This window comes from Sphingobium sp., from assembly GCF_032153725.1.
Taxonomy (GTDB): domain Bacteria; phylum Pseudomonadota; class Alphaproteobacteria; order Sphingomonadales; family Sphingomonadaceae; genus Sphingobium.
Genome location: NZ_JALDYQ010000016.1, coordinates 22263 through 46849, shown reverse-complemented (window position 1 = coordinate 46849; position 24587 = coordinate 22263). Strand labels below are relative to the sequence as shown.

Genomic DNA, 24587 nt, shown 5'->3' with positions numbered 1-24587 from the left:
GCTTCATCAAGAAAGACGGATGAATTGGAGGAGAGCCAGGATGAGCGGCTGTTGTACAAGGGCCATCGCGCTCGTTGGCCCCGCCGGAGGGGGCAAGACCAGCCTCGCGGAAGCGATGCTGTTCATAACCGGCGCGATCCCGCGCCAGGGATCGGTACAGGCGGGAAGCAGCGTCGGCGACGCCAGCCCGGAAGCGCGCGAGCGCGGCAGTTCGACCGAGCTCAACCTCATGCATTTCGAATGGATGGGCGACGATTTCGCGCTGATCGACGTACCGGGCGCGCCGGGCTTCGCCCCCGACGCGGCAATCGCGCTCGACGTGGCCGACCTTGCCGTGGTCGTGATCGATCCTGACCCGGAGCGGGCAGCCCTCGCCCAGCCAGTGCTACGCAGGCTGGAACGGGCGGGCATCCCCCATGCGCTGTTCGTCAACAAGATCGATCAGGCGCACGGCAGCATCGAGGACCTGCTCGTCGCTCTTGCGCCGATGAGCGCCGCCGCCCTCGTCGCGCGTCAGATCCCGATCCGCGCCGGGGAGCGAGTCGCGGGCTTCGTCGATCTCGCGCTCGAACGCGCTTATCATTATGAGGCGGGGAAGAAATCCCAGCAGGTCGCGCTCGCTGCGCATGTGAAGAGCGATGAGACGGTGGCGCGTTTCCACATGCTCGAACAACTGGCCGACCATGACGATCTGTTGCTCGAACAATTGTTGTCCGACGAACAGCCGAGTCTGGATACCGTCTTCGCCGATCTCGCGCGCGAAACCGCCAGCGGACTGATCGTGCCGGTCCTGTTCGGTTCCGCGTCGAACGGCTTTGGCATCCGGCGGCTGCTGAAGATGCTGCGCCATGACACGCCCAAGGCGGCGCAAACGGCCGAACGGCTGGCGATCCGGGGGGATGCGGTGCAACTCTTCAAGATCTCCCACGCCGCGACGGTCGGCCGGCTGGCGCTGGCCCGCGTCTTCGGTGGTCCACTGGCGGATGGGGCGGAGATGGTCGACGGCGCCGGGCGGATGCTCCGGCCCGGCGGGCTGTTCGCGCTTCAGGGCGCGGCCACCACCAAAACTCCGTCGGCACAGGCCGGCGCGATCATCGGCATCGCGAAGATCGAGGGCGTCCAGGCAGGCGAGGTGATCGGCCTGGCGGGGAAGGTCCCGGCGACCGGCTTTGCAGCGGAAACGCCCTTGGCCGCGGAAACAGGGTCGGCAAATTGCGCGCTGGCGATCGCGGCCAAGGATCATAAGGACGAAGTTCGGCTTTCCACCGCGCTCAACCGACTGGCCGAAGAAGATGCCGGTTTGCGCTGGGATCAGGACGAAGGCTCGCGCGAAACCCTCCTTCATGGCATGAGCGAGGATCATCTCTCCGTCGCGCTCGACCGTCTCAAGCGCCGCTACGGCGTCGCCGTGTCGGTCGGCAAGCCGACGATCGCCTACAGGGAGTCCATCCGCAAGCCGGTCACCCAGCGCGGACGTCACAAGAAACAGTCCGGCGGCCACGGCCAGTTTGGCGATGTGGTGCTGGAGGTCCGCCCGCTCGAACGCGGGGACGGCATCCGGTTCGACGAACGGATCACGGGCGGCGCCGTGCCCAAGCAATATATTCCGGCGGTCGAGAAAGGCGTCATGGATGCCGTGGCGAAGGGGCCGCTCGGCTTCGCGGTCGTCGATGTCGGCGCCGCGCTGGTGGACGGGTCATTTCACAGCGTCGACAGTTCCGAACTGGCTTTCCGCACTGCCGGGCGCATGGCCATGTCCGACGCGCTGGCGGCGGCATCGCCCTATCTGCTGGAGCCCATTGCCCATGTGACGGTCACGACCCCGGGCACCGCAACATCCCGCATCACATCCGCCGTGGCGAGTCGTCGCGGCCAGATGCTGCGCATGACGGCGCTGGAAGACTGGTTCCAATGGGATGTTCTGGAAGTGCTGTTGCCCGAGGCGAGCCTACAGGGGCTGGAGGCGGAGATTCGCTCGATGAGCCAGGGCATGGCGCATTATGAAGCGCGCTTCGATCATCTGGCGGAGGTCAATGCGAAGCTGGCGGACGGCATCGTGCACAGGGCAAGGGAACCGGCGTAGCGCCCCGCTGGCCTGCTTCGCAACGGTTGCCATCCCTCACGTCGTCATTTCCGTGCAGAGTTGCTGCATCGCGGGCAATGCCGGGTTCGCATTGTCGCGCCGCCAGGCCATATGCAGTTCGACCGGCTTTTCCTGAGGCGTCATCAGGCGGCGGAAATGGACGTCGCTCATGTGCAGGCCGGTCGCGCTTTCGGGCACGATGGCGGGCGCGACACCGGCATGGACAAGACCCAGCATCGAATGAATCTGCGTCACATGCTGGGCATAGATGGGCGCCGCTTCCGCTTCGTTGAAAAGATTCTCCAGCATGTTGTGGAAATAGGCCGCGCCTTGCCGCGAATACATGATGAGCGACTGGCCGTCGAAATCGGCCGGAGTGAACGCCGCCATCGCCTTGCGAGGGTCGCCGGGGGGCAAGGCGACGAACAGGGGTTCATGCAGCACGCAGGCGCTGTCGAACTCATGGCGATTCACCGGTGGGCGGACGAAGCCGATGTCGACCAGCCCGGTCAGCAGCGCGTCGACCTGATCGCCCGACACCATTTCGCGCAATTCCAGTTCGATATTGGGCAGGACCGCCCGCGCCTGCGCGACGATGCGGGGGACGATATTATAGCCCGATACCGCCGTGAAGCCGATGGCGACGCGGCCAGCATCGCCCTTTGCCACGCGGCGGGCGGAAAGGGCGGCGCTGTCGGCCAGACGGACGATGCGGCGGGCCTCGATCAGAAAGACGCTGCCCGCGGGGGTCAGGCTCACCTGCCGACTTGTGCGTTCGAGCAGTTGCACGTCCAATATCCGCTCAAGCAGCTGGATCTGGCGGCTCAAGGGCGACTGGGTCATGTTGAGCCGCTGGGCGGCCCGCCCGAAATGCAGTTCTTCGGCGGCGGCAACGAAGCAACGGAGCTGGCTGAGTTCGAACATCATGCCAGACTATCCGCGCCTTGGCCTTTAGTCACGCGGTCGCGCGTTCAATCAGGATGCGCAGTTGCGCTTCCTCGTCCGCCGACAGGTCGGTGAGTGGTGAACGGACGGGCCCTGCATCACGGCCGATGACGCGCAGGCCCGCCTTGACGATCGAGACGGCATAACCCCGGCCCCGATCACGCAACGCGATATAGGGCAGCACGAAATTGCGCAGTTGCGCCATCACATGAGCCTGGTCGCCCGCGCGCACCGCCCTGTAGAAGGCCAGCGCCCATTCGGGCATGAAGTTGAAGATGGCCGAGCTATAGGTGGTGACGCCCATGGTGAGATAGGGCGTGGCAAAGGTTTCCGCCGTGGGCAGGCCACCGATATAGGTCAGGCGGTCGCCCATGCGGGCATGGATGCGGGTCATGAGTTCGATATCGCCCACGCCATCCTTGAAACCGATCAGGTTCGGGTTGCGATCGCAGAGGCGTGCGAGGGTTTCGTCGTTCACCACCGCATTGTCGCGATTGTAGACGATGACCCCAAGGCCGGTGGAGCGGCAGACGGCCTCGATATGGTTCGCCAGCCCCTCCTGCTTGCTGTTCATCAGATAGGGAGGGAGGAGCAGCAGGCCGTCGGCACCCGCCTTTTCCGCGTCGCGGGCAATGCCGGCGGCAATGGCGGTGCCATAGCCGCAGCCGGAGATGACCGGGATGCGGCCATTGGTTTCCGCGACCGCCGCCGCCACGACCTTCGCCACCTCGTTCGGAGTCAACGAGAAGAACTCGCCGGTGCCACCCGCCGCGAACAGGCCGGTCAACTCGTGTGAGAGCATCCAGCTGCAATGCTCGCGATAGGCGCCTTCCAGAAATGCGCCCTGCGCATCGAAATGGGTGACCGGAAAGGACAGCAGCCCCTGGCCCAGTTGGCGCGCCAGATCGGTCGGGCTAAAATGGCTCATCTCGTGAAATCTCCTCTCCTGACGGGCATGTTGCCGCCCGGCGTTCATGAGGATGGAGATAAGGGCTGGGCCGAAAAGCGTCCAAACCAAATGCGCGCATGATCAATGCACGACTTGGCTTGATCGCTTATTTTTTTCTTGAAATCTCCTGCTCCAAGCTGTTCGGGCAAGTTCAAGGCGTATGGTGGTCCAACTCATGTCCATTCCAATCGGATTCTGCTGCAAAAAGAGATATAAGGATTATCCCTGATGGCGACGGCACCGGGGACGTCCTAGTCAGGCAGGGGAAAGCTTGCCGGGAGACGCATGATGAAATCGGTCCTGCTGCACATTCATGAAGATCATGGCGCGGAAAGCCGCTTGCAGGCGGCCTGCGATCTGGCCCGCGCATCGGGCGCGCATATTCATTGCGTGCAGGTCACTGCGGTTCCCGATTTCGTCGCGGCGGACATGTATGGCGGCGCGTCCATGGCGCCGGCGATGATGGCCGAGCTGTACGATATCGACGAAAAGGCGCGGATGCGGGTCGAGGACCGGCTGCGGCGGGAGGATGTCAGCTGGGACTGGCGGCATGCGGAGGGCGACATCGTCCGTGGCCTGCTGTCCGCCGCGTCGCTGGCCGACGGAATGATCGTCACCCTGCCCTCCGGCCCGCGCAAGGAGCTTGCCGATCCGTTGCATCTGGCGGCCGATCTGGCGCTGGGCGGGCGAACGCCGGTGATCGCGGTGCCGCAGGATATGAAGGGCTTTGCCGTCACCGGCCGGGCGGTCGTGGCGTGGGACGGGTCGCAGGAAGCGTCGGCGGCGCTGCGCCTCAGCGTGTCGCTGCTGGAACTGGCCGAGGAGGTGCATGTCGTGACCGTCGAGGAAGCGGGCAAATATCCCTTCCCTGCGACCGACGCGCCGGAATATCTGGCCCGGCACGGCATCAAATGCCAGTTCCACACCTGGCCGCAGGATGGCCGGTCGGTCGAGGCGGCCCTGAAAGCCTCGATCGGCGTGCTGAAGCCCGACTGGATGGTGATGGGCGCCTTTGGCCACAGCCGCCTGCGGGAGATCGTGTTCGGGGGCGTGACGCGGACCATGTTGCGCGAAGTGCATGTGCCGCTCTTGCTGGCCCACTGAAGCGGATTTGGGTGACATAGGTGACACGATGCTATTGCCGGGACCCGCGGGTTTTGGCGCGGGGGTCCAAGGCGGGATTCACGGTGGAAAAGAGCCAGGCGCGGTGTAGCGCGGTGGGCGTGTGTAGGACAGGGAAAGTCGCATCCGCCTGACGAAAAAATAATCGTCAGGCTGGGGGTCAGATGGCGTGCTCATCCTCGCTCGTGATTTCGGCGAGCTTGCCCTCAACTTTTCCCTTTCCGGGCTTCGCCTTCCGAAACGGTTCGAAGCTCGACCGATCCGCGTCGAATGTCATGTCCCAGGGGATATTGTCGCCCCGGAAGATCGGCGGCGCATTATTCGCCCAGAGCAGCGAACCAAAACGGAAGTCCCAGGCGCGGGGAACCCAATTATCATCCAGATAGTCGGTATCGGCATGATATTCCGCTTCGCCCGCTTTACCGGGCATGTCGCAATAATAATAGATGGCCGAGGAAATGCGATGGCGTGAAATGCCGCCAGAACTGTTCATGCTGGCATTCTTCCAGCCCCTGGCCTCCATGATATTGGCGCCCAGCATGACTTCATCGATATCGTCCATGCCGAAGGCGATATGCATGAATTTGAAATGGTCCGGCGCGATCGGCAGGTCGCAATTGACCCAGAAGATGGAATGATGTTCGAACGTGCCGGGCGCGCGGGCGAAGATGCCCGTGCCCTTGCTGTGATCGACATAGCGAAAGCCCATATGCCGCTCGTAAAATTCGAAGCTGCCGACATAATCGGGCGAGAAGAAGACGACATGGTTGATCGTCTTGGGAATGGCGCGGCGGCGCCAGATGCGATGCTGGTTGAAGCGCGGATAATGGCCCGGCGTGTTGACCGGGCTGGTTTCGCTCACCACCGGCCGCTTGTTCCAGAGCCGGAGCGCGATCGGCTGGCCGTCGGGGCAGAGGCAATGCACGGTGCCATCGGCATCACGGCGCACGTCCACCTCGCTCGCCAGGCTCGCCGCCATGCGCTCCAGCGCCTCCGTGCTGTCCACACCCCAGACGGTTTCCTTGAGGCCATCGCCCGGAAAGGGATCGGGCGACGGCAGGCGCGGATCACCATGGCGGTAGAGGACCACATGCGATCCCGAAGCCAGTCCGAATACCGCTTCGCTGTCATCCGCATGCAGCAGCGGCAGCCCGAAATCCGTCCAGAACCGGCGATGTTCCTCCAAGTCCGCGACACCGAAGACCGCGCTCGCTACGCCCAAAATGCTCATGACAACTCCTCGTCCTGCCCCTTGGTTATGAGGAGTGCCACGGTCCACCGGAAACGCATTTCATGGGACGCAGCTATCTGCGGAACAGAAAGGACAGCAGGAACAGGATCGTCTTCATGTCCAGCAGGCTGAACGCGGCGCGCGCCTCGGCAGGCGTCAGCTTGGCCACCATCGGCATCGCGCCGAAGATCTTGCCCCGGATGATCAGCGCATTGCCCTCGCGCTCGATCTTGCGGACGGTCATCAGTTCCTTGTCCTGCGCGTCGAGGATCTTCATCTGCTTCTTCATGTCACCGCTCCTGCGCAGACCTTGTCGAAGTCTATCCCCATATCGTCCATCATCTGGATCGCGGTCGCGCGCCCCGCGCCGAAGACGCCGCCGCCCGGATGCATGAAGGGGCCGACCAGATAGAGGCCCTCCACCCCCGGCACGCGCAAATGGCCGAGGTCCGGCGTCGGCCGGTGCCCGACCGTCTGGTACATGAAGGGCGCGCAGCCATGGATGTCGCCCTTGAGGAAGCTCGCCGGGCTGTCGCGCTCATGATCGAGCGGGGACCGCACCAGCCTGCCGATGATATTGGCCTCGTCGAGATTGGTGAAGAACAGCCGATATTGGCGCAAACTCTCCTCCGCCACTTCCTCCTTCACCCGATCCCAGGCGGCAGGCCCGCCCTCATGCAGATCATAGGGCGCGAAGGTGACGCCATAGAACACGCCGCCCCCCGCCGGCGCGCGGCCGGGATCGTTCACGCTGTTGTCGCCGCCCGCGATCAACCTGCGCGGCGGCACCACGCCGCGCCGCAGATGGTCATAGTCGAGCAGCATGTCGCGGACCGTGTGGGTCTGGAGCAGTTCGGTCATCACCCCGCCCTCCCCTTCGCTCCATTTGAGCTTCGCCTTCTCCTTCAGCGCCAGATGCAGCAGGTTGATCGAGAAGGTCGACGGCGTGACCCGCTCCGCCCGCTGCAACACCGGCTCTGGCGTTTCGCTGACGAATTTGCGCAGCACATGGGGATGGATCGCGCCGATCACGCCGTCCTTCGCCATGAGCGTCTCGCCATCGGCCATTTCCAGCCCCACCGCCTTGCCGGACGACACGATCACGCGCCGGACCTCCGCATCGCAGCGCACTTCACCGCCCATATGTTCGATCGCCCGCACCAGCGCCCGGCTGAGTTCGCCCGACCCGCCCCTGGGCATCGACACGCCATAGGTGTGGATGATCCCCGGCATCAGCAGCACGCCCATGCCCGTGCCCAGTTCATCGGGCATCTGGAGATTTTCGGTGATCAGCCGGACGAGGTGAATCTTCAGCCGGTCGCTCTCAAAATATTGATTGGCGACGTCCAGCGCGGAGCGCTGCATCACGTCGAGCAGGAAGCGGCCCTCATCCGACTGGTCCATCATCGCCACGAAGGCGCCCATCGGGAAGGGCGGCGCATAGAGGCCGGACATGAACATCGGCAGCACGCTCTGGCTGATGCCGACGAAGCGGCGATAGGCCTCCGCATCGCGCGGGCTGAACTGCGCAATCTCCTGACAGGTGCGGTCCAGATCCTTCCATGACCGCATCACCGTGCCGTCGTCCCAGATGCTGACATGCGGCAGTTCGGGGTAGATATATTCCAGCCCGAATTTCGACAGCAGCCCCAGCTCATCCTCACGGATCATGGGATTGCCCTGAATCATGATGTGCACATTGCTATGCTCGTCATGCCAGTATCCGGGCGCGATCAGTTCCCGCGTCGATACGCCGCCGCCAAAATGCGGCTTGCGCTCCAGCACCAGCACCTTCTTGCCCGCCTTCGCCATATAGGCGGCGGCGGTCAGGCCATTATGCCCGCCGCCCATCACGACGATGTCATGGCCGTTCATTGATGCTCTCCAAAAAAGGCCCGGAATTGCGCGATGCCCGGCACATGCGACGCGCAGCCGCCGTCCGCGACCAGCAATTGCCCGGTGATGTTGCGCGCCGCATCCGACGCGAGGAAGGCGACGGCCTCGGCAATATCCTCCGGATCGCCCAGCCGATCCCGCAGCGTCTCCGCCTCCACCGCCCGCAGCAGCGCCGGCGGAAAGGCTTCGCGCAAGGCGGGCGTCAGCGTCATCCCCGGCGCGACGGCGTTGCAGCGCACGCCCCGCGCGCCATGGCTCGCCGCGATGGAGCGCGTCATCTGGATGATCGCCGCCTTGGACGAGCTATAGGCCGACTGGATCACATGCCCCTGAAGCGCCAGGTTGCTGACGGTGTTGACGATGTTGCCGCGCGTCTCCCGCAAATGGGGCAGGGCGGCGCGGCAGGCGATCATCGTCCCGCGCACATTCACGGCATAGGTCCGATCCCACAGCGCCGTTCCCATATGCTCCACATCGCCATCCTGCCGGGCGATATCGGGGCCCAGCAGCGCGGCATTATTGTGGAGGATATCGATCCGTCCGAAATGCCCGGACACCTGCGCCACCATCGCCTCGATCGAATCTTCGCTTTCCAGATCGAGCGGCACCGCCATGGCGTCGGGCAAGCCATCCACCACGGCCCGCGCCGCATCCAGCGCGATGTCGGCAATCGCCACGCGCGCGCCCCTCGCCACCATCAGCCGTGCGGTCGCCGCGCCTATGCCGCCCGCGCCCCCCGTGATGATGGCGACTTTCCCGTCGAGACGGATCGCATCGGCCTTCCCCGAATCGGACTGCATCGTCCTCTCCTCTCATTGATCTTCTGGAAAACCGTCATAATGTGGCCACCAGAGGGGAGAAGACGGCACTTTTTTGTGCCTTCAAAAGGCCATGACCGACTTCGACGATTTCGACCTGATCCGCCGCGAAGGCCTGGCCACGCTTGCCCGCGACATGGCGGAACATGGCGCGGAGCGGGACGCGCCGGTCCGCACCATATTCGGCCTGCTGGGCGACCGCTGGTCGATGCTGATCCTGCTGCTGCTGGACATTGCGCCCTTTCGCCATGCGGAGCTGCGCCGCCTGCTCGACCGCATGAGCGCGGAGGGCAAGATTTCGCAGCGCGTGCTGACGCTGAAGCTGCGGCAACTGGAGCGCAACGGCATGGTGGCCCGATCCGTCAGCGACGATGTGCCGCCCAGGGTTGGCTATGCGCTGACGCCTCTGGGCCGGGGCCTGCTGGGCGAGGCGAAGCATCTGCTCGTCTGGGTCCAATCAGGCCGCGAACGGATCGAACAGGCCCGCGCCAGCTTCGACGCGGCGGAGGATTAACCGCGCCCCTTGGGCGATGCGTCGCTCAGAAACTGCGCCGCCAGTTCCTCGCGCGAAATGCGCGCGTCATCGATCGAAACGACCGTTTCCTCCGTTCCCATGACGGGTACCTGCGCGCCGGCGACGATCCGCTCCACCACCCAGCGGATGGCCGGGTCGTTATTGCTGGAAATATGCCATTGGATCGCCTCGCGGATCGGCGGAATGTCCATCGGCACTTCGCGCAGGGTCAGCGGCAGATATCCGGCCATGCGCGTCGCCAGCCGCCGGTGCATGGTCGCGATCCGGTTCGACCCGATCACCAACCCCGGCAGCGACAGGAAACTGTGGGTCACGATCTCGACCCGGCGCGGGCGCTTCTGCCGCCGCACGAACCAGTCCTCGAACGCGGACACCCGCGCCCGGCCGAAGCGGGCCGTGACATGGCCCAGTTCGAAATACAGTTCCTTGGTCATCGGCATGGCCATGGCCGGATTGCCGTTCCAGCCGACCACCACATAATCATCCTCGAACAATATCTGGCTGGGATGATCGGCCGAAATCGCATAATCGATGGTGATGAGCAGGTCGATCGCGCCGCGCTCCAGCGATTCCAGCAGAACCTCGGTCAGGGACTGGACTTCGAACCGCATCCCGGGCGCCTGCTGTTGAAGGTCGGTCATGGCCGATGCCAGCAGCACTTCGGTGATATAGTCCGACGCCATGATGCGGATCGTCCGGTCGGATGTCGCCGGATCGAAAGGCGGCGGCACGGCGATGGTCGACCTGATCTGCTCCAGCACCGCGCGGACCGGGTCCACCAACCCTTCGGCACGGGCGGTCAGCACCATTTGCCGTCCCTTCTGAACCAGCAGGTCGTCGGCGAAATATTCGCGCAGCCGTCCCAGAGCCGAAGAGGTGGCCGATTGCGAGAGGCAGATGCGATCCGCCGCCAGGCTGACGCTGCGTTCGCACAGCAGCGCATCCAGCGCGACCAGCAGATTGAGGTCCAGCCTGTCGAACCGCACATCCCTCTCCCTTCAGTCCGCCGTTATGACGGCCAGCGCATTGGCGACCAGCTTAGCAGGGTCGCCGTCATGGGCAAAGCCCGCCCGCTCCGCCGCCGGGGTCGCCAGCGGCGGATGCGCGCCAAAGGCCGCCTCCAGCGCGGCATCGGGTTGATAGCGGACCAGATCGGCGGACGTCCCACATTGCCGCGCGATCTCGACGGCCAGATCGCCCATGGCGATGCGCTGCGCGGGCAAGGTCACCACCCGCGTCACCGGCATCAGCGCCGCATCCATCCCCAGCGCATGCACCAGATTGTCCGCGCACCGGCTGACCGACTGCGCCCAGATCGTCGCCCCCCGCGACACCGGGCAGACGAAATCCTCGCCCGCCCGCAGCGCATGGAACAGGTCGCTCATGAAAGCAGACTTCATGCCGCTCGGGCCTTTGGGGCGGGCAAGAATGCCGGGCGGGCGAACGCTCACGCCCTCGATCCCGCCGCGATGATGCATCATGGCAACGGCGATTTCCATCATCGCCTTGTGCCCGCCATAGACCATGCGCGGCGCGAGCGGCGTGGCATCATCCCCGCCGCGCGCTGGAAGCGGGTCGCCAAAGACCGCGATCGAGCTGGCATAGACGATGCGCGGCCGGTCCCCGGCGGCCCTGGCGTCCTCCAGCAGATCATACATGGCGTCGATATTCACCCGCCGCGACGCCGCCGGATCAGCCTCCGCCGCTCCGCCCGGCACGGTGGCGAGATGGACGAGCGCGCCGCACCCGTCGCGAAAGGCCTCCGCCCGCACTTCCGCCGAGCAGATATCGCCCACCACTGCCCGCGCGCCCGCCGGAATGCCGCCGGGCATGCTGTCCATGCCGACGACAGACTGCCCCGCCGCCAGCAGCCGCCGCACCAGCTGCCGCCCGACAAAGCCCCCTGCGCCCGTTACGATGATCGTCATGGGTGGACCCTCAAAAATCCGCCGACAACCGCACGCCATAGGTGCGCGGGGCGGAATAATGTGCGATCGCGAACCCGATCGGCGAAGCCTGCGGCGAAAGATCGCGGCGCTTGTTTTCCAGGTTGAGGATGAACCCGGTCATGGCCCAGCGGCCATCGGGCTGGCGCAGGGACAGGCCAAGATCGGTGGTCCAATAGGCCGGAATATGTTCGAAGGGCAGATATTCAAACCCGCCATATTGGCTGTCGCGCCAGGCAGTGTTGACGTTCCCGGCGATTTCCAGCCGGTCGTTGATCGGCACGACCTGTTCCGCGCCCAGATTGACGGTCCACTTCGGAGAGTAGAGCAGCGGCTTGCCCGAACAGTTCAGATCCTTGACCGGGGCGCCGCCCGCAATCTGACCGGTATAGGTGAAGGGGCAGTTGAAATTGTCACGCGGCGCAGCCGTGAAGAGATGCAGGTCGTCATATTGCGCCTTGAGATATTGGACCTTGGCATTCAGCGTCGTGCGCGATGCCGGCTTGACGATCGCATCGATGTCGAATCCCTTGATCGTGGACCTTCCGGCATTTTCGGTGGAACTGATCAATGCACCGCTGGTGTCGACCGTGAAATAATTGATCTGCTGGTTCCGGTATTTCCAGTAGAATGCCTCGATATTGAGCTGGACGCGATTATTGAAGAACCGGTTCTTGGAACCGATCGTGTAAGCGGTGATATATTCCGGCCTGTAACTGGGGCGGCCCTCCGCAAGCTGGAAACCGCCGGCGCGATAACCGCTTTCGACCGAGGCATAGAGCAGGCTGCCGGGCGCCAGATCATATTCGGCGGCGGCCTTCCACGTCACGCGCGAGTAGGAACCGTCGGCAATCACCGGATTATAGGTCTTGAGGATCTGCGCCACGCCATTGAGCAACGGCAGGACCTGCGCGTTCGGCTGGTCGGTGGTCGTGGAGGAAATCCATCCGTTCGCCACCAGCCAGTTGATCATGTCCCCCGTGTTCAGGAAATTGGGGAAATGCGGCAGCGCGCCCGGCGCGGCGCAACCCTGGGCGAAGGAACCCGGGGGCGTGATCAGGCCGGGACTGCCCGGCACGCCCGGTACGCCGCCGCAAAAGGTGATGAAATTGTTGATGAGGCCGTTCATGTCCTTGTGGTCATGCGTGTAGCGCAGGCCGCCGACCAGCCGGAACCGGTCGGACAGATGGGCCGTCAACTGGCCGAAGGCGGCCCAGCTGTCGGTCTTTTGCGTATAGCGCTGGATGGGGAGAACGAATTCCTGATTATATTCGTTGTCGGCCTTGATCTTCTCATGAAAATAGAAGCCGCCCAGCACATAGTCGAAGATACCGCGCTTGCCCGACAGCCGGGCTTCCAGACTGGCCTGCGCCGTATCCTCGTTCGTATTGCCCGTGTTGAACGCCACTGCATAGAAGAAGGTGCGGTCCTTCGATTTGCGATAGGCGGGAATGACGGTCAGCTTGCCAAGCCCGGTATCGACATTCAGTTCGGCGTTCACGCCCCAATAGGTGGAATTGAATGACTGGTCGCGGTTGAGTGCTGCGAGAAAACCGAAACCGGGCGCCCCGAGCTGGGTCTGGCGATAGGCGTTGGCCGCCGTCGTATTGATGCCTTCGGAAGGATCGAAGGACACGGGAACGAAATCATAGGTTCCCGAGGCATTGGGCACATAGCTGCCCAGATAATTCGCCCCGATCCCTTTGCCGCCAAGATGGGTCCAGTCGGCCCCGATCCGCAGCGAAAGCCCATCCCGCGGTTCGAACAGAAACTGTCCGCGCAGGCCCGATCGTTTCAGATCGTCGGTTCCGTCGCGATTATAGGGGTCGTGAATCTGCCGCATGCCCGAAATGCGCAGGGCGCTGGTGTCGCCGATCGCCAGATTGACATATCCATCGGCGTTGACCGCATCGTAATTGCCATAGGAGACATTGAAACCGCCGCCGGTTTCCCCCAGCTTCGGACGGGCCGGGATGATATTGACCGCGCCGCCGGTGGCGTTGCGGCCATAAAGAATGCCTTGCGGCCCCTTGAGCACTTCGATGCGCGCCAGATCATAGAATGACGCACCGAAAGCGCCGGAGGCCCGGCCAAGCACGACGCCGTCGTAATTTGGCGTAACCGCTGGATCGTTCCAGCTGCTGGTCGTCGTATTGCCGACGCCGCGCAGGAAGATCGAGGTGACATTGCCCCCCGGCGTGGCAAGGCTGAGAGCGGGCACGGCCTTGGTGATCTGCGCGGCCGAGGTGATACCCTGGCTGGCAAGGGCATCCCCTGATACCGCGTCGATCGCGATGGCCGCCTTCTGGACGCTTTCCTCCTTGCGCTGGGCGGTGACGACGATTTCCGCAAGACCCGAACCCTGACCGGCCTGATCGGCGGTCTGCGCCCTGGCCGGCATCACGGCCAACGCCCCTGCGAAGACGCCCACCACCGCTGTACTGGCCAATAGCACGCTACGCATGATCTCTCTCCCCGATGATCTGATTTTGCGCAATTCTGGACCGGGCAGTGAAAAAGTCACATTGATTTGTTGGATGACAACTATCTGCGCACAGGGACGGCCACGAAACGACTGGATGGATGCCAACCATCGACAGGAAGAATTTGTCTCATCCCCGACCATCGCTAGTTCTTCAGGACATGGCAGAGGATCATATCGAGAGCATCGCCACGGCGCTTGTCGTGGGCGGAGGGATTGGCGGCATGGCGAGCGCCATCAGCCTGGCGGAGAGAGGAGTCCGGACGGAACTGATCGATCTCGATCCGGAATGGCGCGTCTATGGCGCGGGCATCACCATCACGGGGCCGACATTGCGCGCCTATCGCCGTCTGGGCCTGCTGGAGCCGGTCAAGATGGCCGGCGCCATCACCAACCGGACCCGCCTGTTCCGCTTCGATGGCACCCATATGCACGATCTGGACGAACCCGTCATCGAGGAAGGCCTGCCCGCGACCGGCGGCATCATGCGCCCGGTGCTGCACAGGATCATGCAGGACCGCGTGCGGGAACTCGCCATCCCGGTCCGTCTGGGACTGACGGTCACGGCGCTGGACAATGATGCCGATGGCGTGGATGTCACCTTTTCCGATGGCGGCGCCGGCCGCTTCGACCTTGTCGTCGGCGCCGACAGCGTCTCTTCCGGCGTTCGCGCCATCGCCTTCCCGCATATGGGACCGCCCCGGCCGACCGGGCAGGGATGCTGGCGCATCTCCATCGCCAAGCCGCCCGGCCTCGACGCGGGGGAATTCTACCTTGGCCATGACAATCCCTGCGGCATCACCGCCTGCGGCCCGGACAGCGTCTATATGTGGATGCTCACCCGGCATGAGGATCGCGAGGCGTTCATGTCGGAGGAGGAACTCTTCTCCACCCTCAAGGGCCTGCTGGCGGACTTTGGTGGCAATGCCGGCTGGATCCGCGACAATATGACGCGGGAAAACTGGATCAACTACCGCCCGCTTGCCGCCGCGCTCCAGCCGCGCCCCTGGTCCAACGGGCGGATCGTGCTGCTGGGCGATGCCGTCCATGCGACCACGCCGCATCTGGCATCGGGCGCGGGCATGGCGGTCGAAAGCGGCATCGTCCTTGCCGAGGAGCTGGCGAAGGCGGCCGACGTGGCCACCGCCCTCGCCGCTTATGAAGAGCGCCGCTATGACCGTTGCCGGGACATCATCGAAAGCAGCGTCGGCATCGGCCGGCTGCAATTGGCGCATCGGCCGCCGCAGGAACATGCGGCCCTGCTGGAAGGCGCCCTCAGCCGGTTGAACGATCCTTTCTGACGGGGGGAACCAGGGAAAAGGGTCGGTGGCGAATTCCACCGGCCCTTTCTCATTCCGCCGTCCACCCCCCGTCGACGACCAGGCTGGTCCCGGTCATCAGGCCGGCCGCGTCGGAGGCGAGGAACACCACCGCTCCCATCAGGTCCTGCACCGTGCCCAGCCGCCCGAGCTTGATCTTCTCCAGCACGCTGGCAAGGAACGCCTGATCCTCGAAAAAGGGCCTGGTCATCGGCGTTTCGATGAAGGTCGGCGCGATGGTGTTGGAGCGGATGCCATGCGGCGCCAGATCGAGCGCCATCGCCTTGCTCATCCCCTCCAGCCCCCATTTGGACGCGCAGTAGAGCGACCGGCGCTGGCCGCCGACATGGCCCATTTGCGACCCCATATGGATGATCGCACCGCGCGAGCCTGCCTCGATCATGCGCCGGGCCACGGCCTGCGCGACGAAGAAAGCCGCCCGCAGGTTGAGGTCCAGCACCGCGTCATAATCCTCCTCCGACACGTCGGTGAAGGGCATGGGCCGGTTGGTGCCCGCATTGTTGAGCAAGATGTCGAACGGGGCGACTGCGTCCAGCGCCCGCGCCGTCCCCGCCGCGTCATTGACGTAGAGTATCAGCGCATCGGCCCGGCCGCCCGCCGCGCGGATCGCCTCCGCCCCGGCCTCGATCTCCCCGCTGCTGCGCGCGGCGAGCGTCACATCCGCGCCCGCCTGCGCCAATGCGGCGGCGCAGGCAAGGCCGATGCCCCGCCCCGCCCCCGTCACCAGCGCCCGCTTGCCGTCCAGCCGAAAGCTCGGCGTTGTGGGCAGCGGTTCCATCCTCAGGCCGCCGTCGCCGGAGTCGGCGTGGCCATTCCCGCATAGGGGACGTCGCGTTTGCCATAGCGGCGCACGCGGATATTCGCCTGCTCGCCATGACCCGCAAAACCCTCCAGCCCGCACAGGCGGCTGCAATATTCACCGACCAGGGCCGAGGCTTCATCGGTCAGCACCTTCTGATAGGTACAGGTCTTGATGAACTTGCCGACCCACAGGCCGCCAGTGTAACGGGCTGACTTCTTCGTCGGCAGGGTATGGTTGGTGCCGATCACCTTGTCGCCAAAGCTGACATTGGTGCGCGCGCCCAGGAACAGGGCGCCATAATTGGTCATGGTCTTCAGGAAATAATCCGGGTCGGCGGTCATCACCTGAACATGCTCCGAGGCGATCTCGTCGGCGATGCGGACCATTTCCGCATCATCCTGCGCCACGATCACTTCGCCGAACATCTCCCACGCCTTGCGCGCATAGTCGGCGGTGGGGAGGATGGTCAGCAGGCGTTCGACCTGCTTCATCGTCTCGCGCGCCAGCTTTTCCGACGTGGTGAGCAGCACCGCCGGGCTGTCCGGCCCATGTTCCGCCTGACCCAGCAGGTCGGTCGCGGCCAGTTCCGCGTCGCAGCCGATTTCATCCGCAATCACCAGCGTCTCGGTCGGCCCGGCGAACAGGTCGATGCCGACGCGCCCGAACAACTGCCGCTTGGCCTCCGCGACAAAGGCATTGCCCGGCCCGACCAGCATATCCACCGGATCGATGCTCTGCGTGCCCAGCGCCATCGCGCCCACGGCCTGAATGCCGCCCAGCGCGTAGATCGCGTCGGCCCCGGCCAGCGCCTGCGCCGCGACGATGGCTCGGGCGGGCGTTCCCTGGAAGGGCGGCGCGCAGGTGATGACGCGCGGCACGCCCGCCACCTTGGCGGTGATCACCGACATATGGGCGGAGGCAAGCAGCGGATATTTGCCGCCCGGCACGTAGCAGCCCGCCGCGTTCACCGGCAGATTCCTGTGGCCCAGCACGACGCCGGGCAGCGTCTCCACCTCGACATCCTTCATCGAATCCCGCTGGATCCGGGCGAAATTGCGCACCTGGTGTTGGGCAAATTCGATATCCTTGCGCTCCTGTGGCGAAAGGCTGTCGACGCAGGCGTCGATTTCCGCCTGGCTGAGGCGATAGTCGTCACGATCCCAGCGGTCGAACTTGACCGACATGTCGCGCACGGCGTCATCGCCCCGCTTTTCGATGTCGGCCAGCGCAGCCTCGACAATATCGCGGACCTTGCGGTCGGCATCGGCCCGTGCCTCGGCCGTTGCGCCGCGTTTCAGATATTGCGCCATGAACCTGTCCTTTCAGGAAATGTCAGAAACCCTCGACCGCCAGTTCGACATGATCGACGTGCGGCGGCGTGCGAAAAAAGGGGCTGGCGAGCGCCCGCCAGACGGAAAATCCCGCGGATGCGCGGAAATCGACCATATGGGCGTCCACGCTGTCCCAGCCGACGACAAGCTGATAATGGCCCGGACTGTCCACGGATCGCTCCAGCCGGAAACTGCGACATCCGGGCGCGGCGCGGAAATGGGGTGCGGCCTGCGCCACCGCCTCTTCGAAGGCGGCAGCCTTCGCCGGATCGATTTCGATCCGCGCAACTTCGGTGATCATCGCCTTTTTCCTCTTTCTACCAGGCCGTCGCGCCAGCATCGACAGGGATATCCGCGCCGGTCACGTAGCGGGCTTCATCGGATGCCAGCCAGACCGCGCACCAGCCAATATCCTCCGGCTCGCCCAGGCGCTGAATCATGTTCTTGCCCAGCACCTTCGCCTCCAGAGCGGGATCAGCCGCCAGATGCCGTTCCGTCGCGGCGGTGCGAATAAAGCCCGGCGCGATGCTGTTGGCGCGGATGCCGTGCGGCGCGCCCTCCATGGCGAGTTGGCGCGTCATCGCCAGCACCCCGCCCTTGCCCGCGCAATGCGCCAGCGCCGGTGACCCCGCCAGCGCATGGCGCGCATTGGCGGAGGCGAAGTTGATCACCGATGCCCGGCCACTCGCCTTCAGCCATGGCCAGGCCGCCTGCGTGGCCAGGAACACGATGTCCAGCTCCCCGCTCAGCGTCGTTTTCCAGTCGGCATAGCGCATCACCTCGATCCATTCGAATATCGCGAAGGCCGCCGCGTTGACGAGGATGTCGATCCGGCCATGCTCCGCCCCGATCCGCGCGAACAACGCCGCGACCGCCGCTTCGTCCAGCAGGTCGCAATCCCCGCGATCGACGCCGATCACATGCGCCCCTTCTTCCGCGAACAGCCGCGCGCAGCCCTGCCCGATGCCGTTGGCCGCGCCGGTGACGACCGCGACCTTGCCCTTCAACCGATCAGCCATGGGCGACCGCGCCTCCCACCGGCTGCTCGCCGCGTCGGAAGGGCGCGACCAGCGCGACCCCCGCGCCGATCACCGCGCCGATCGACAGCATGCCGAACGCCGGCAGCAATCCGCCCGCCTGTTTCGACAACAGGGTCACGACCACGGGGCTGAGGAACTGCCCAAAGGCAAAGCTGCTCTGCCACAGGCCCGCGCCGCGCCCGCGTATCTCGAAGGACAGCAGGCTCATCGCCCAGACCAGCAGGGTCGGCAGCAACAGTCCCGCGCCGATCTGGTTAAGGAAACAGCCGATCAGGAATGCCTCCGGCCCCTTCGCCAGCCCCATGATGCCGAAGCCGGCGGCCAGCAGCGCGAACTCGATCAGCAACAGATGCCGCACCGGCCAGCGCCCGATCCGCGAATAGAGCAATGTCCCCAGCGGCACGCCGACGCTCGCCACCGAGGTCAGGAAACCGATCCGCGCCGGATCGCTGAGGCCCAGTTCATGCAGGCCCGAAGAGGCCTGAATCTGCACGGTATAGAAGAAAACGGAGCCATAGATGGTGATCGCCATGATCATCAATATCCGCGCCCATGGAAAGCCCGCCCAGCTGGCCCTGGGCCTGTCTTGCCGGTCGGTATCCCCCTGCGGTTCCCAGGTAAAGCGCAACACCAGCGCGAACATGAGCAGGGCGGAGGCATAGACCCAGAAGGGCGTCCGCCAGCCGAACGCCCCCAATTGCCCGCCCAGGTTGAAGAACAACAGCGCGGAAAGCGAGGCGAAGGCGGTCTGCCCCGCCAGCCATTTGTCCCGCGCCGCGCCCGTGAAATAATCCCCGATCAGAGTGGTCGACAACACCATGATCAGCGCCTCGCTCAACCCCACGCCGATGCGGGATATCAGGATCGCGGGCAGGCTTTTCAGGAAAACCGGCGCGATCCCCACCACCGCATAGATGAGGAAGGAAAGCAGCAGCAACCGCCGCCGCCCGAACATATCCCCCAGCATCCCCGCCAGCGGCGAGAAAAAGGCCACGCACAGCGCCGGGATCGTCAGGATCATCGGCACCCAATATTCAAAGCCGGGCACCGCGCTGAATTCGGACAGCAATTGCGGCAGGACCGGCGCCAGCAGCACGATCGCCATGGTCGACAGGGTGATCGGCAACAACAGGGAAAAGCCGGTCATGAAACCGGGCGCGAGGGTTGCTTCACGATCCATCATGCGGCTTGCTTATCGAACATGGCTCGGCCCTCTCCTATATGCGCGAATATGAAGCCCAGCGCAGGGAAAGCGTCAAACCGAAAGGATGAAACCCAGCTATTCGCAGAAGCGATGGGCCTGTTCAGACATCCAGCTCCTCGACGAATTCGATCAGATTGCCCGCGCAGTCGCGCAGGAAACATCCCTTGCCGAACGCTTCCCGCACGACGAAGGCGATATCCGCGCCCTTTTCCTCCATCTCGGCCAGAAAGCTGTCCAGATCCTCCACGCGAAAGGCGACATGCTTGTTGCCATGGGTGCGAAGGTCCGCAGGGGGATGCCGCCGCTCCTCTGGCAAGGGCCCGGCGCCCTCCACCTCGAACAGTTCGAAGCGCAGCGGCCCCTTGCGGACCATCGCCGCCCGTGCCCGCGCCGCCTCGATCGTGAAGCGCTTTTCCACCGCAAAGCCCAGCACCCGGCCATACCAGTCGATCGCGTCATCCAGGCTGGGCACGCTGACCCCGCCATGATGGAAGCTGAACTCCGCCATCACCCGATCCTCCTTATAATTGGGCAAAAGTCTCGGCGCACCAGTCAGCGATATAGTCGCGCATGCCGGTGCCGTTATCGGCTCCGCAATGCTCGACCTCGAAATCCTTTTTCGTGAACATGCGGAGCGTCCGCCTGGGCGAGTTGATCGCCTGATCATAGCTCAATTGCGCGTTGAAGGCGGGTATCTGCCGGTCATTTTCGCCATGGGTGACAAGGAACGGCACCCTGATCTTCCCGACCTGCCCATCCAGCGTGATCTGGTCGGCATAGGTCAGGAAGTCGTCCCGATTGTCGAAGCCGAACACCCACATCACATGGTCCCAATAATGCGGCACGGGATTTTCACCCTCATTGGCCACCCGCTCGCGCTGGCGTTGCCCCCAGACATGGTTCGCGCCCATCACCGCGCACAGCGCATAGCGCGGATCATTGGCCGCAATGCGCGGCGCATGATAGCCGCCGAAGGACAGGCCGAATATCCCGATCTTCGCATGAATGACATCCGCCCGCGTCAGCAGATAGTCGAACGCCGGCGATCCCCAGCGTTCCGCATCATGAACCGCCGTCAGCCCCCGCTTGCGCAGCGCTTCCCCGGTTCCCGGCTGGTCGATGAACAGGGTGTTGATCCCCCGTTCCAGATTGGCGGCGCCATGGCCCGCCATGTTGACCTGCTCCTTCATGGAATCAAGGCCGTTGACCGACACCAGAGCCGGCCGCGGCGTCCCCGATCCATCGTGGACGAAGATGCCGGTATAGGCGCTCCCCTCATAGGGAATCTCGACGAAATCGACATGCAACCCGCGCAGCCTGACGCCCTTGGCATAGAGTTCCAGCCCCCGATCGTAAGCCGCCCAGCGCGGTGCATGATCACGGCTCTGCATCCGCTCCGCCGCCAGATAATAGCCGGACGCCCGCAGATATTTGCTCCCCGCCGACAGGGCATGGCCCGCCGCCTCGTCCGCTGCCGCATTGGCCGCCACCTGATCGGCGACGCGCAGCCAGCTGTCGAACATCTGCGCGCTGCCGGCGTCCGCACCGCCCTTCGCCGCTTCCATGATCGGGCGATTGGCCTCGTCGATCTCGCCATGATTGCCGCCGCACACCAGCGCCAGATTGGTCGCGAGATTCCAGACGTAATTTCCGGGAAAGGGTTCGAACATGCATGCGATCCTTGCAGTGTCGCGCCAGCCGGGCGCGCATCCTCATCCCGCCACAGACCGCCAGTCATCATCCAGATCAAATCGATATTATCGAGGCGCGCTATCGATAGATTGGTTTTGACCCAGGGACGCGGCTGCCTCATCGCTCTGGTCCGGGAAGAAAAGCGAAGGAGAAGACATGCGGCTGGCAACGCTGAAGGACGGAAGCAGGGACGGACGACTGGTCGTCATCTCCCCCGATGGCGCCCGCTATGCCCACGCCCCCGTCGGCACGCTGCAAGAGGCGATGGACCGCTGGAACGACGTCGCCGCCGGGCTTGCCGCCATCGCCAGCTTTCCCGAAAGCCTCGACCCCGCCGCCCTCGCCGCGCCGCTGCCGCGCGCCTGGCAATGGCTGGACGGTTCCGCCTTCGAAAGCCACGGCGCGCTGATGGACAAGGCGCTGGGCATGGAGCCGGAAAAGACCGGCCGCCCGCTCATGTATCAGGGCCTGTCGGATCGCTTTTACGGCCCCACCGACGCCATTCCCATGCCTGACGAAACGCTCGGCATCGATTTCGAGGGCGAATTCGGCGTCATCGTCGATGACGTGCCGATGGGCACGAGCGCTGAGGACGCGATGGCCCACATCCGCCTGATCGTCCAGATCAACGACTGGTCGCTGCGCATGCTCGCCGGACCGGAGATGAAGAGCGGCTTCGGCTGGGTTCAGGCCAAGCCCGCCTGCTCCATGGCGCCCTTCGCGGCGACGCCCGACGAACTGGGCGATCAATGGCGCAATGGCCGCGTCTGCATGGACCTGCTGGTCGACTGGAACGGCGCGCGCTTCGGCGCCGCCAATGGCGAGCCGATGGGCTTCGGTTTCCATGAACTGGTCGCCCATGCCGCCCGCACCCGCCATCTCCCCGCCGGGACAGTGATCGGATCGGGCACCGTGTCCAACGCCAATTTCCGCGAAGTCGGCTCCTCCTGCATCGCCGAGCGGCGCGGCATCGAGATTGTCGACGAGGGCGCGCCCCGCACCCACTTCATGCGCTTTGGCGACCGCGTCCGCATGGAAGCGCGCCTTTCGGACGGCCGCGCGCCGTTCGGCATCATCGACCAGGGCGTCATCGCCCATCAGGGAGTGTGAGCATGACCGAACTCAGCGATTCCGGCCTGCCGCCGGTGCAGCGCGTCGTCACCGGCCATGACGCCGACGGCCGCGCCATCTTCAAGTCGGAAGATGTCAGCCCGACAAGGATGATCCCGTCGGGCGACGCATCCTTCCTGCTGCTCTGGACGACGGATACGGTTCCGGCCGACAATAATGACGAAACAGACGGGCGGGAGCGGGACGCGGGCCTGACGCTCAACCGGGGATCGGCGGTCCGCATCGTCGACATGCTGCCGGGCAGGCAGTCACCCGAACATCGCACCAACAGCATCGATTATGGCATCGTCATGTCCGGCGAGATCGAACTGGAACTGGACGACGGCCGCAAGACCATCATCCGCGAAGGCGGCGTCATCATCCAGCGCGGCACCAACCATCTCTGGCGCAATGTCAGCGACAGGCCGTGCCGCATCGCCTTCATCCTGATCGAAGCGCCCGCCTACCTCCATAACGGCCAGCCGTTGCCGGAGGCCAAGCCGGAGGATGTGTTGAAGGCCAGCCTTTGAACCTGTTCGACCTCAGCGGCGCGGCGGATGTGACCGCAGAAGGGGATGGGTTCATTCACCCCGCCAATATCCACCAGCCCCAGAGGATGCAGGCCAGTCCCGCCATCACCGAAACCGCCCGGCTCCAGGGGAGGAGTTTTTCCAGCGCCACCAGCAGGGTCAGAGCGGCGATCCACGTCAGGTTCATCACCCCGCCCGCGAACAGCAGCGCCATCAGCAGCCAGCAGCAGCCCACGCACCAGCCGCCATGGATCATGCCCATGCGCAGCGCGCCGGTCCGGCCAGGGCGGTAATAGCGGCTGAGGAATTGCGCCGGGTTGCGGCACTGGCGCAGGCAGGCGTCCTTCCACGGGCTGATCTGATAGGCCCCCGCCGCAATCAGCAGGGCGGCGACCAACGCGCGGCTGGACGTGGCCATCGCCATGGGGGAAAGCAGCGCCGCCAGGGCGAGGCGCCATTGCGCCAGCGTGGCGAGCAGGGAGAAGAAGCCCCAGATGAGGAGATAGCCCAGGGCGAAGCTTTCCGTCGGCGGGCGGGCCGTACCGGCGGCACGGGCATAGAGCAGGATCACCGGCGCGGCGGAGGGGAGCATCATCGCCACCATCATCACCCACCACATGGCGAGCGTCAGCGCGAACTGCGCCGCCGTCCAGGGCGCGTCGCCGGGCATCATCATCGCCAGCATCGGGTCTTGAGCAAGGCCGGCGGGGGCGAGCGAGGCCATCGGCGCCATGCCCATGCCCGCGCCGCCCAGCAGCCAGCCCCAGGCAAGCGCGATCAGCAGCGCCAGCGCGACAAGGGAGATCAGGCGATGCCGGGCAAGCATCGCGGGCAATCCGGCCACGCTCAAGCCCTGACGACGCCGTGGCTGTCGAGGTGGAGATAGGCGAACTGTCCGTAGCTTGATGCATGCTCCATCTGCATCGGGGCGATGGCGCGGCTGGCGCCGGAGCCGACCTCCGCCACTTCATATTCGAAGCCGTCGGGCAGGTGGATCTGGGCGCGGACTTCAGAGCCGTTGACCGGGCTGCGGATCGGTTCGCCGTCCATTTCCAGATGGCCGGGGATGCGCAGGCGGCCCTTGCGACCCTCCACATCCACATCGAACGCGATGGGGACGAAATGCGGTTCGTGCATGGTCGTGACGGTGGAGGCGAACACCGCGAAGACCGTGGCGAAGGGCGCGGTGTCACCGCCGGTCATGATGGTCAGCAGGGACTGGCGCTGCGCCTCGCTCGCGCGTTCATCGACGAAGGCCACGCATTCGCCCTTCCCTTCGTGGATCGGGCCGGGCCAGCGGAAGACGGCCGCGATGTTCAGGCCGGCCAGATCGATGTCGCCATGGCGGCCTTCATCGATGGCGAAGCCGAAGGCGGCCTGGCAAAAGCCCTTGTCGGGCAAGCCGCCAAACTGGCAGTTGCAGCCATATCCGCAGTTGCAGTTGGCGAATTCCCGGCCCTTGAGCATCCAGTAAGCCATGATGCGACTCCCCGTGCAATCGGCGGGGAATATAGCAGATTCTTGAGGCTGC

At 64.7% G+C, this 24587-nt stretch carries 24 protein-coding genes; 6 read left to right on the top strand and 18 right to left on the bottom strand.

The window, feature by feature from the left end; all coding sequences use genetic code 11:
- Positions 1-40: 40 nt before the first annotated feature.
- Positions 41-2083, top strand: coding sequence for an elongation factor G (locus RUH75_RS07650; protein WP_313803916.1), 2043 nt, complete (start codon positions 41-43; stop codon positions 2081-2083).
- Positions 2084-2119: 36 nt separating this feature from the next.
- Here RUH75_RS07650 and RUH75_RS07645 read toward each other — a convergent pair whose 3' ends face one another.
- Positions 2120-3010, bottom strand: coding sequence for a LysR family transcriptional regulator (locus RUH75_RS07645; protein WP_313803914.1), 891 nt, complete (start codon positions 3008-3010; stop codon positions 2120-2122).
- Between the two features lie 28 nt (positions 3011-3038).
- Positions 3039-3956: a 5-dehydro-4-deoxyglucarate dehydratase gene (gene kdgD / locus RUH75_RS07640; protein WP_313803912.1), complete on the bottom strand. Its 918-nt coding sequence runs from the start codon at positions 3954-3956 to the stop codon at positions 3039-3041.
- A gap of 309 nt (positions 3957-4265) precedes the next feature.
- Between kdgD and RUH75_RS07635 the strand changes: the two genes are divergently transcribed.
- Entirely contained in the window at positions 4266-5081 is an 816-nt protein-coding gene (locus RUH75_RS07635; protein ID WP_313803986.1) for a universal stress protein, read from the top strand.
- A gap of 178 nt (positions 5082-5259) precedes the next feature.
- On the opposite strand, the gene RUH75_RS07630 is transcribed toward RUH75_RS07635, so the two are convergent.
- The 4 genes from RUH75_RS07630 to RUH75_RS07615 all read right to left on the bottom strand — a co-directional run bounded on the left by RUH75_RS07630 (position 5260) and on the right by RUH75_RS07615 (position 9026).
- Positions 5260-6330, bottom strand: a complete 1071-nt coding sequence (locus RUH75_RS07630; protein WP_313803910.1) for a VOC family protein — start codon at positions 6328-6330, stop codon at positions 5260-5262.
- 73 nt (positions 6331-6403) lie between these two features.
- Positions 6404-6619 (bottom strand): hypothetical protein, encoded by a 216-nt coding sequence (locus RUH75_RS07625; RefSeq protein ID WP_313803907.1) that lies wholly within the window; start codon positions 6617-6619, stop codon positions 6404-6406.
- Entirely contained in the window at positions 6616-8205 is a 1590-nt protein-coding gene (locus RUH75_RS07620) for an NAD(P)/FAD-dependent oxidoreductase (protein ID WP_313803904.1), read from the bottom strand. Before RUH75_RS07620 ends, RUH75_RS07625 begins: the two co-directional genes overlap by 4 nt.
- A complete protein-coding gene (locus RUH75_RS07615; RefSeq protein WP_313803901.1) occupies positions 8202-9026 on the bottom strand; it encodes an SDR family oxidoreductase in 825 nt (274 codons plus the stop codon). The genes RUH75_RS07620 and RUH75_RS07615 overlap by 4 nt, the downstream gene beginning before the upstream one ends.
- A gap of 91 nt (positions 9027-9117) precedes the next feature.
- Between RUH75_RS07615 and RUH75_RS07610 the strand changes: the two genes are divergently transcribed.
- A complete protein-coding gene (locus RUH75_RS07610) occupies positions 9118-9558 on the top strand; it encodes a helix-turn-helix domain-containing protein (RefSeq protein ID WP_313803898.1) in 441 nt (146 codons plus the stop codon).
- On the opposite strand, the gene RUH75_RS07605 is transcribed toward RUH75_RS07610, so the two are convergent.
- From RUH75_RS07605 to RUH75_RS07595, 3 genes are read right to left on the bottom strand one after another with little or no spacing between them, the layout of a single operon-like run.
- The gene (locus tag RUH75_RS07605; protein WP_313803895.1) at positions 9555-10565 is read right to left on the bottom strand and encodes a LysR family transcriptional regulator; all 1011 of its coding nucleotides are present in this window, start codon (positions 10563-10565) and stop codon (positions 9555-9557) included. The two genes, RUH75_RS07610 and RUH75_RS07605, sit on opposite strands and share 4 nt — an antisense overlap.
- A gap of 12 nt (positions 10566-10577) precedes the next feature.
- Entirely contained in the window at positions 10578-11507 is a 930-nt protein-coding gene (locus RUH75_RS07600) for an NAD-dependent epimerase/dehydratase family protein (protein ID WP_313803892.1), read from the bottom strand.
- Positions 11508-11517: 10 nt separating this feature from the next.
- Positions 11518-13989, bottom strand: a complete 2472-nt coding sequence (locus RUH75_RS07595) for a TonB-dependent receptor (protein WP_313803889.1) — start codon at positions 13987-13989, stop codon at positions 11518-11520.
- Positions 13990-14168: 179 nt separating this feature from the next.
- Here RUH75_RS07595 and RUH75_RS07590 point away from each other — a divergent pair, with 179 nt between their 5' ends.
- Positions 14169-15308 carry an FAD-dependent monooxygenase gene (locus tag RUH75_RS07590; RefSeq protein ID WP_313803886.1) on the top strand — a complete coding sequence of 380 codons (1140 nt, stop codon included), beginning with the start codon at positions 14169-14171 and terminating at the stop codon, positions 15306-15308.
- 49 nt (positions 15309-15357) lie between these two features.
- On the opposite strand, the gene RUH75_RS07585 is transcribed toward RUH75_RS07590, so the two are convergent.
- From RUH75_RS07585 to RUH75_RS07555, 7 genes are all read right to left on the bottom strand, one after another.
- Entirely contained in the window at positions 15358-16125 is a 768-nt protein-coding gene (locus tag RUH75_RS07585) for an SDR family NAD(P)-dependent oxidoreductase (RefSeq protein ID WP_313803883.1), read from the bottom strand.
- A gap of 2 nt (positions 16126-16127) precedes the next feature.
- Complete coding sequence (gene hisD / locus RUH75_RS07580) at positions 16128-17459, bottom strand: histidinol dehydrogenase (RefSeq protein ID WP_313803880.1); 1332 nt, start codon at positions 17457-17459, stop codon at positions 16128-16130.
- A gap of 22 nt (positions 17460-17481) precedes the next feature.
- Complete coding sequence (locus RUH75_RS07575; protein ID WP_313803877.1) at positions 17482-17781, bottom strand: antibiotic biosynthesis monooxygenase family protein; 300 nt, start codon at positions 17779-17781, stop codon at positions 17482-17484.
- A gap of 16 nt (positions 17782-17797) precedes the next feature.
- The gene (locus RUH75_RS07570; RefSeq protein ID WP_313803874.1) at positions 17798-18499 is read right to left on the bottom strand and encodes an SDR family NAD(P)-dependent oxidoreductase; all 702 of its coding nucleotides are present in this window, start codon (positions 18497-18499) and stop codon (positions 17798-17800) included.
- Positions 18492-19667 (bottom strand): MFS transporter, encoded by a 1176-nt coding sequence (locus RUH75_RS07565; RefSeq protein WP_313803871.1) that lies wholly within the window; start codon positions 19665-19667, stop codon positions 18492-18494. The genes RUH75_RS07570 and RUH75_RS07565 overlap by 8 nt, the downstream gene beginning before the upstream one ends.
- 157 nt (positions 19668-19824) lie before the next feature.
- Positions 19825-20232: a VOC family protein gene (locus RUH75_RS07560; protein WP_313803868.1), complete on the bottom strand. Its 408-nt coding sequence runs from the start codon at positions 20230-20232 to the stop codon at positions 19825-19827.
- Positions 20233-20245: 13 nt separating this feature from the next.
- Entirely contained in the window at positions 20246-21394 is a 1149-nt protein-coding gene (locus RUH75_RS07555) for an alpha/beta hydrolase (RefSeq protein WP_313803865.1), read from the bottom strand.
- A gap of 178 nt (positions 21395-21572) precedes the next feature.
- On the opposite strand from RUH75_RS07555, the gene RUH75_RS07550 reads away from it, so the two are divergent.
- Both RUH75_RS07550 and RUH75_RS07545 read left to right on the top strand, forming a co-directional pair.
- Complete coding sequence (locus tag RUH75_RS07550) at positions 21573-22526, top strand: fumarylacetoacetate hydrolase family protein (RefSeq protein ID WP_313803862.1); 954 nt, start codon at positions 21573-21575, stop codon at positions 22524-22526.
- Between the two features lie 2 nt (positions 22527-22528).
- The gene (locus RUH75_RS07545; RefSeq protein WP_313803859.1) at positions 22529-23056 is read left to right on the top strand and encodes a cupin domain-containing protein; all 528 of its coding nucleotides are present in this window, start codon (positions 22529-22531) and stop codon (positions 23054-23056) included.
- A gap of 55 nt (positions 23057-23111) precedes the next feature.
- Here the strand turns inward: RUH75_RS07545 and RUH75_RS07540 are convergent, their stop codons facing one another.
- The gene (locus RUH75_RS07540) at positions 23112-23900 is read right to left on the bottom strand and encodes a DUF2182 domain-containing protein (protein WP_313803856.1); all 789 of its coding nucleotides are present in this window, start codon (positions 23898-23900) and stop codon (positions 23112-23114) included.
- A 2-nt stretch (positions 23901-23902) separates the two neighbouring features.
- A complete protein-coding gene (locus RUH75_RS07535) occupies positions 23903-24535 on the bottom strand; it encodes a DUF1326 domain-containing protein (protein ID WP_313803853.1) in 633 nt (210 codons plus the stop codon).
- Positions 24536-24587 lie beyond the last annotated feature (52 nt).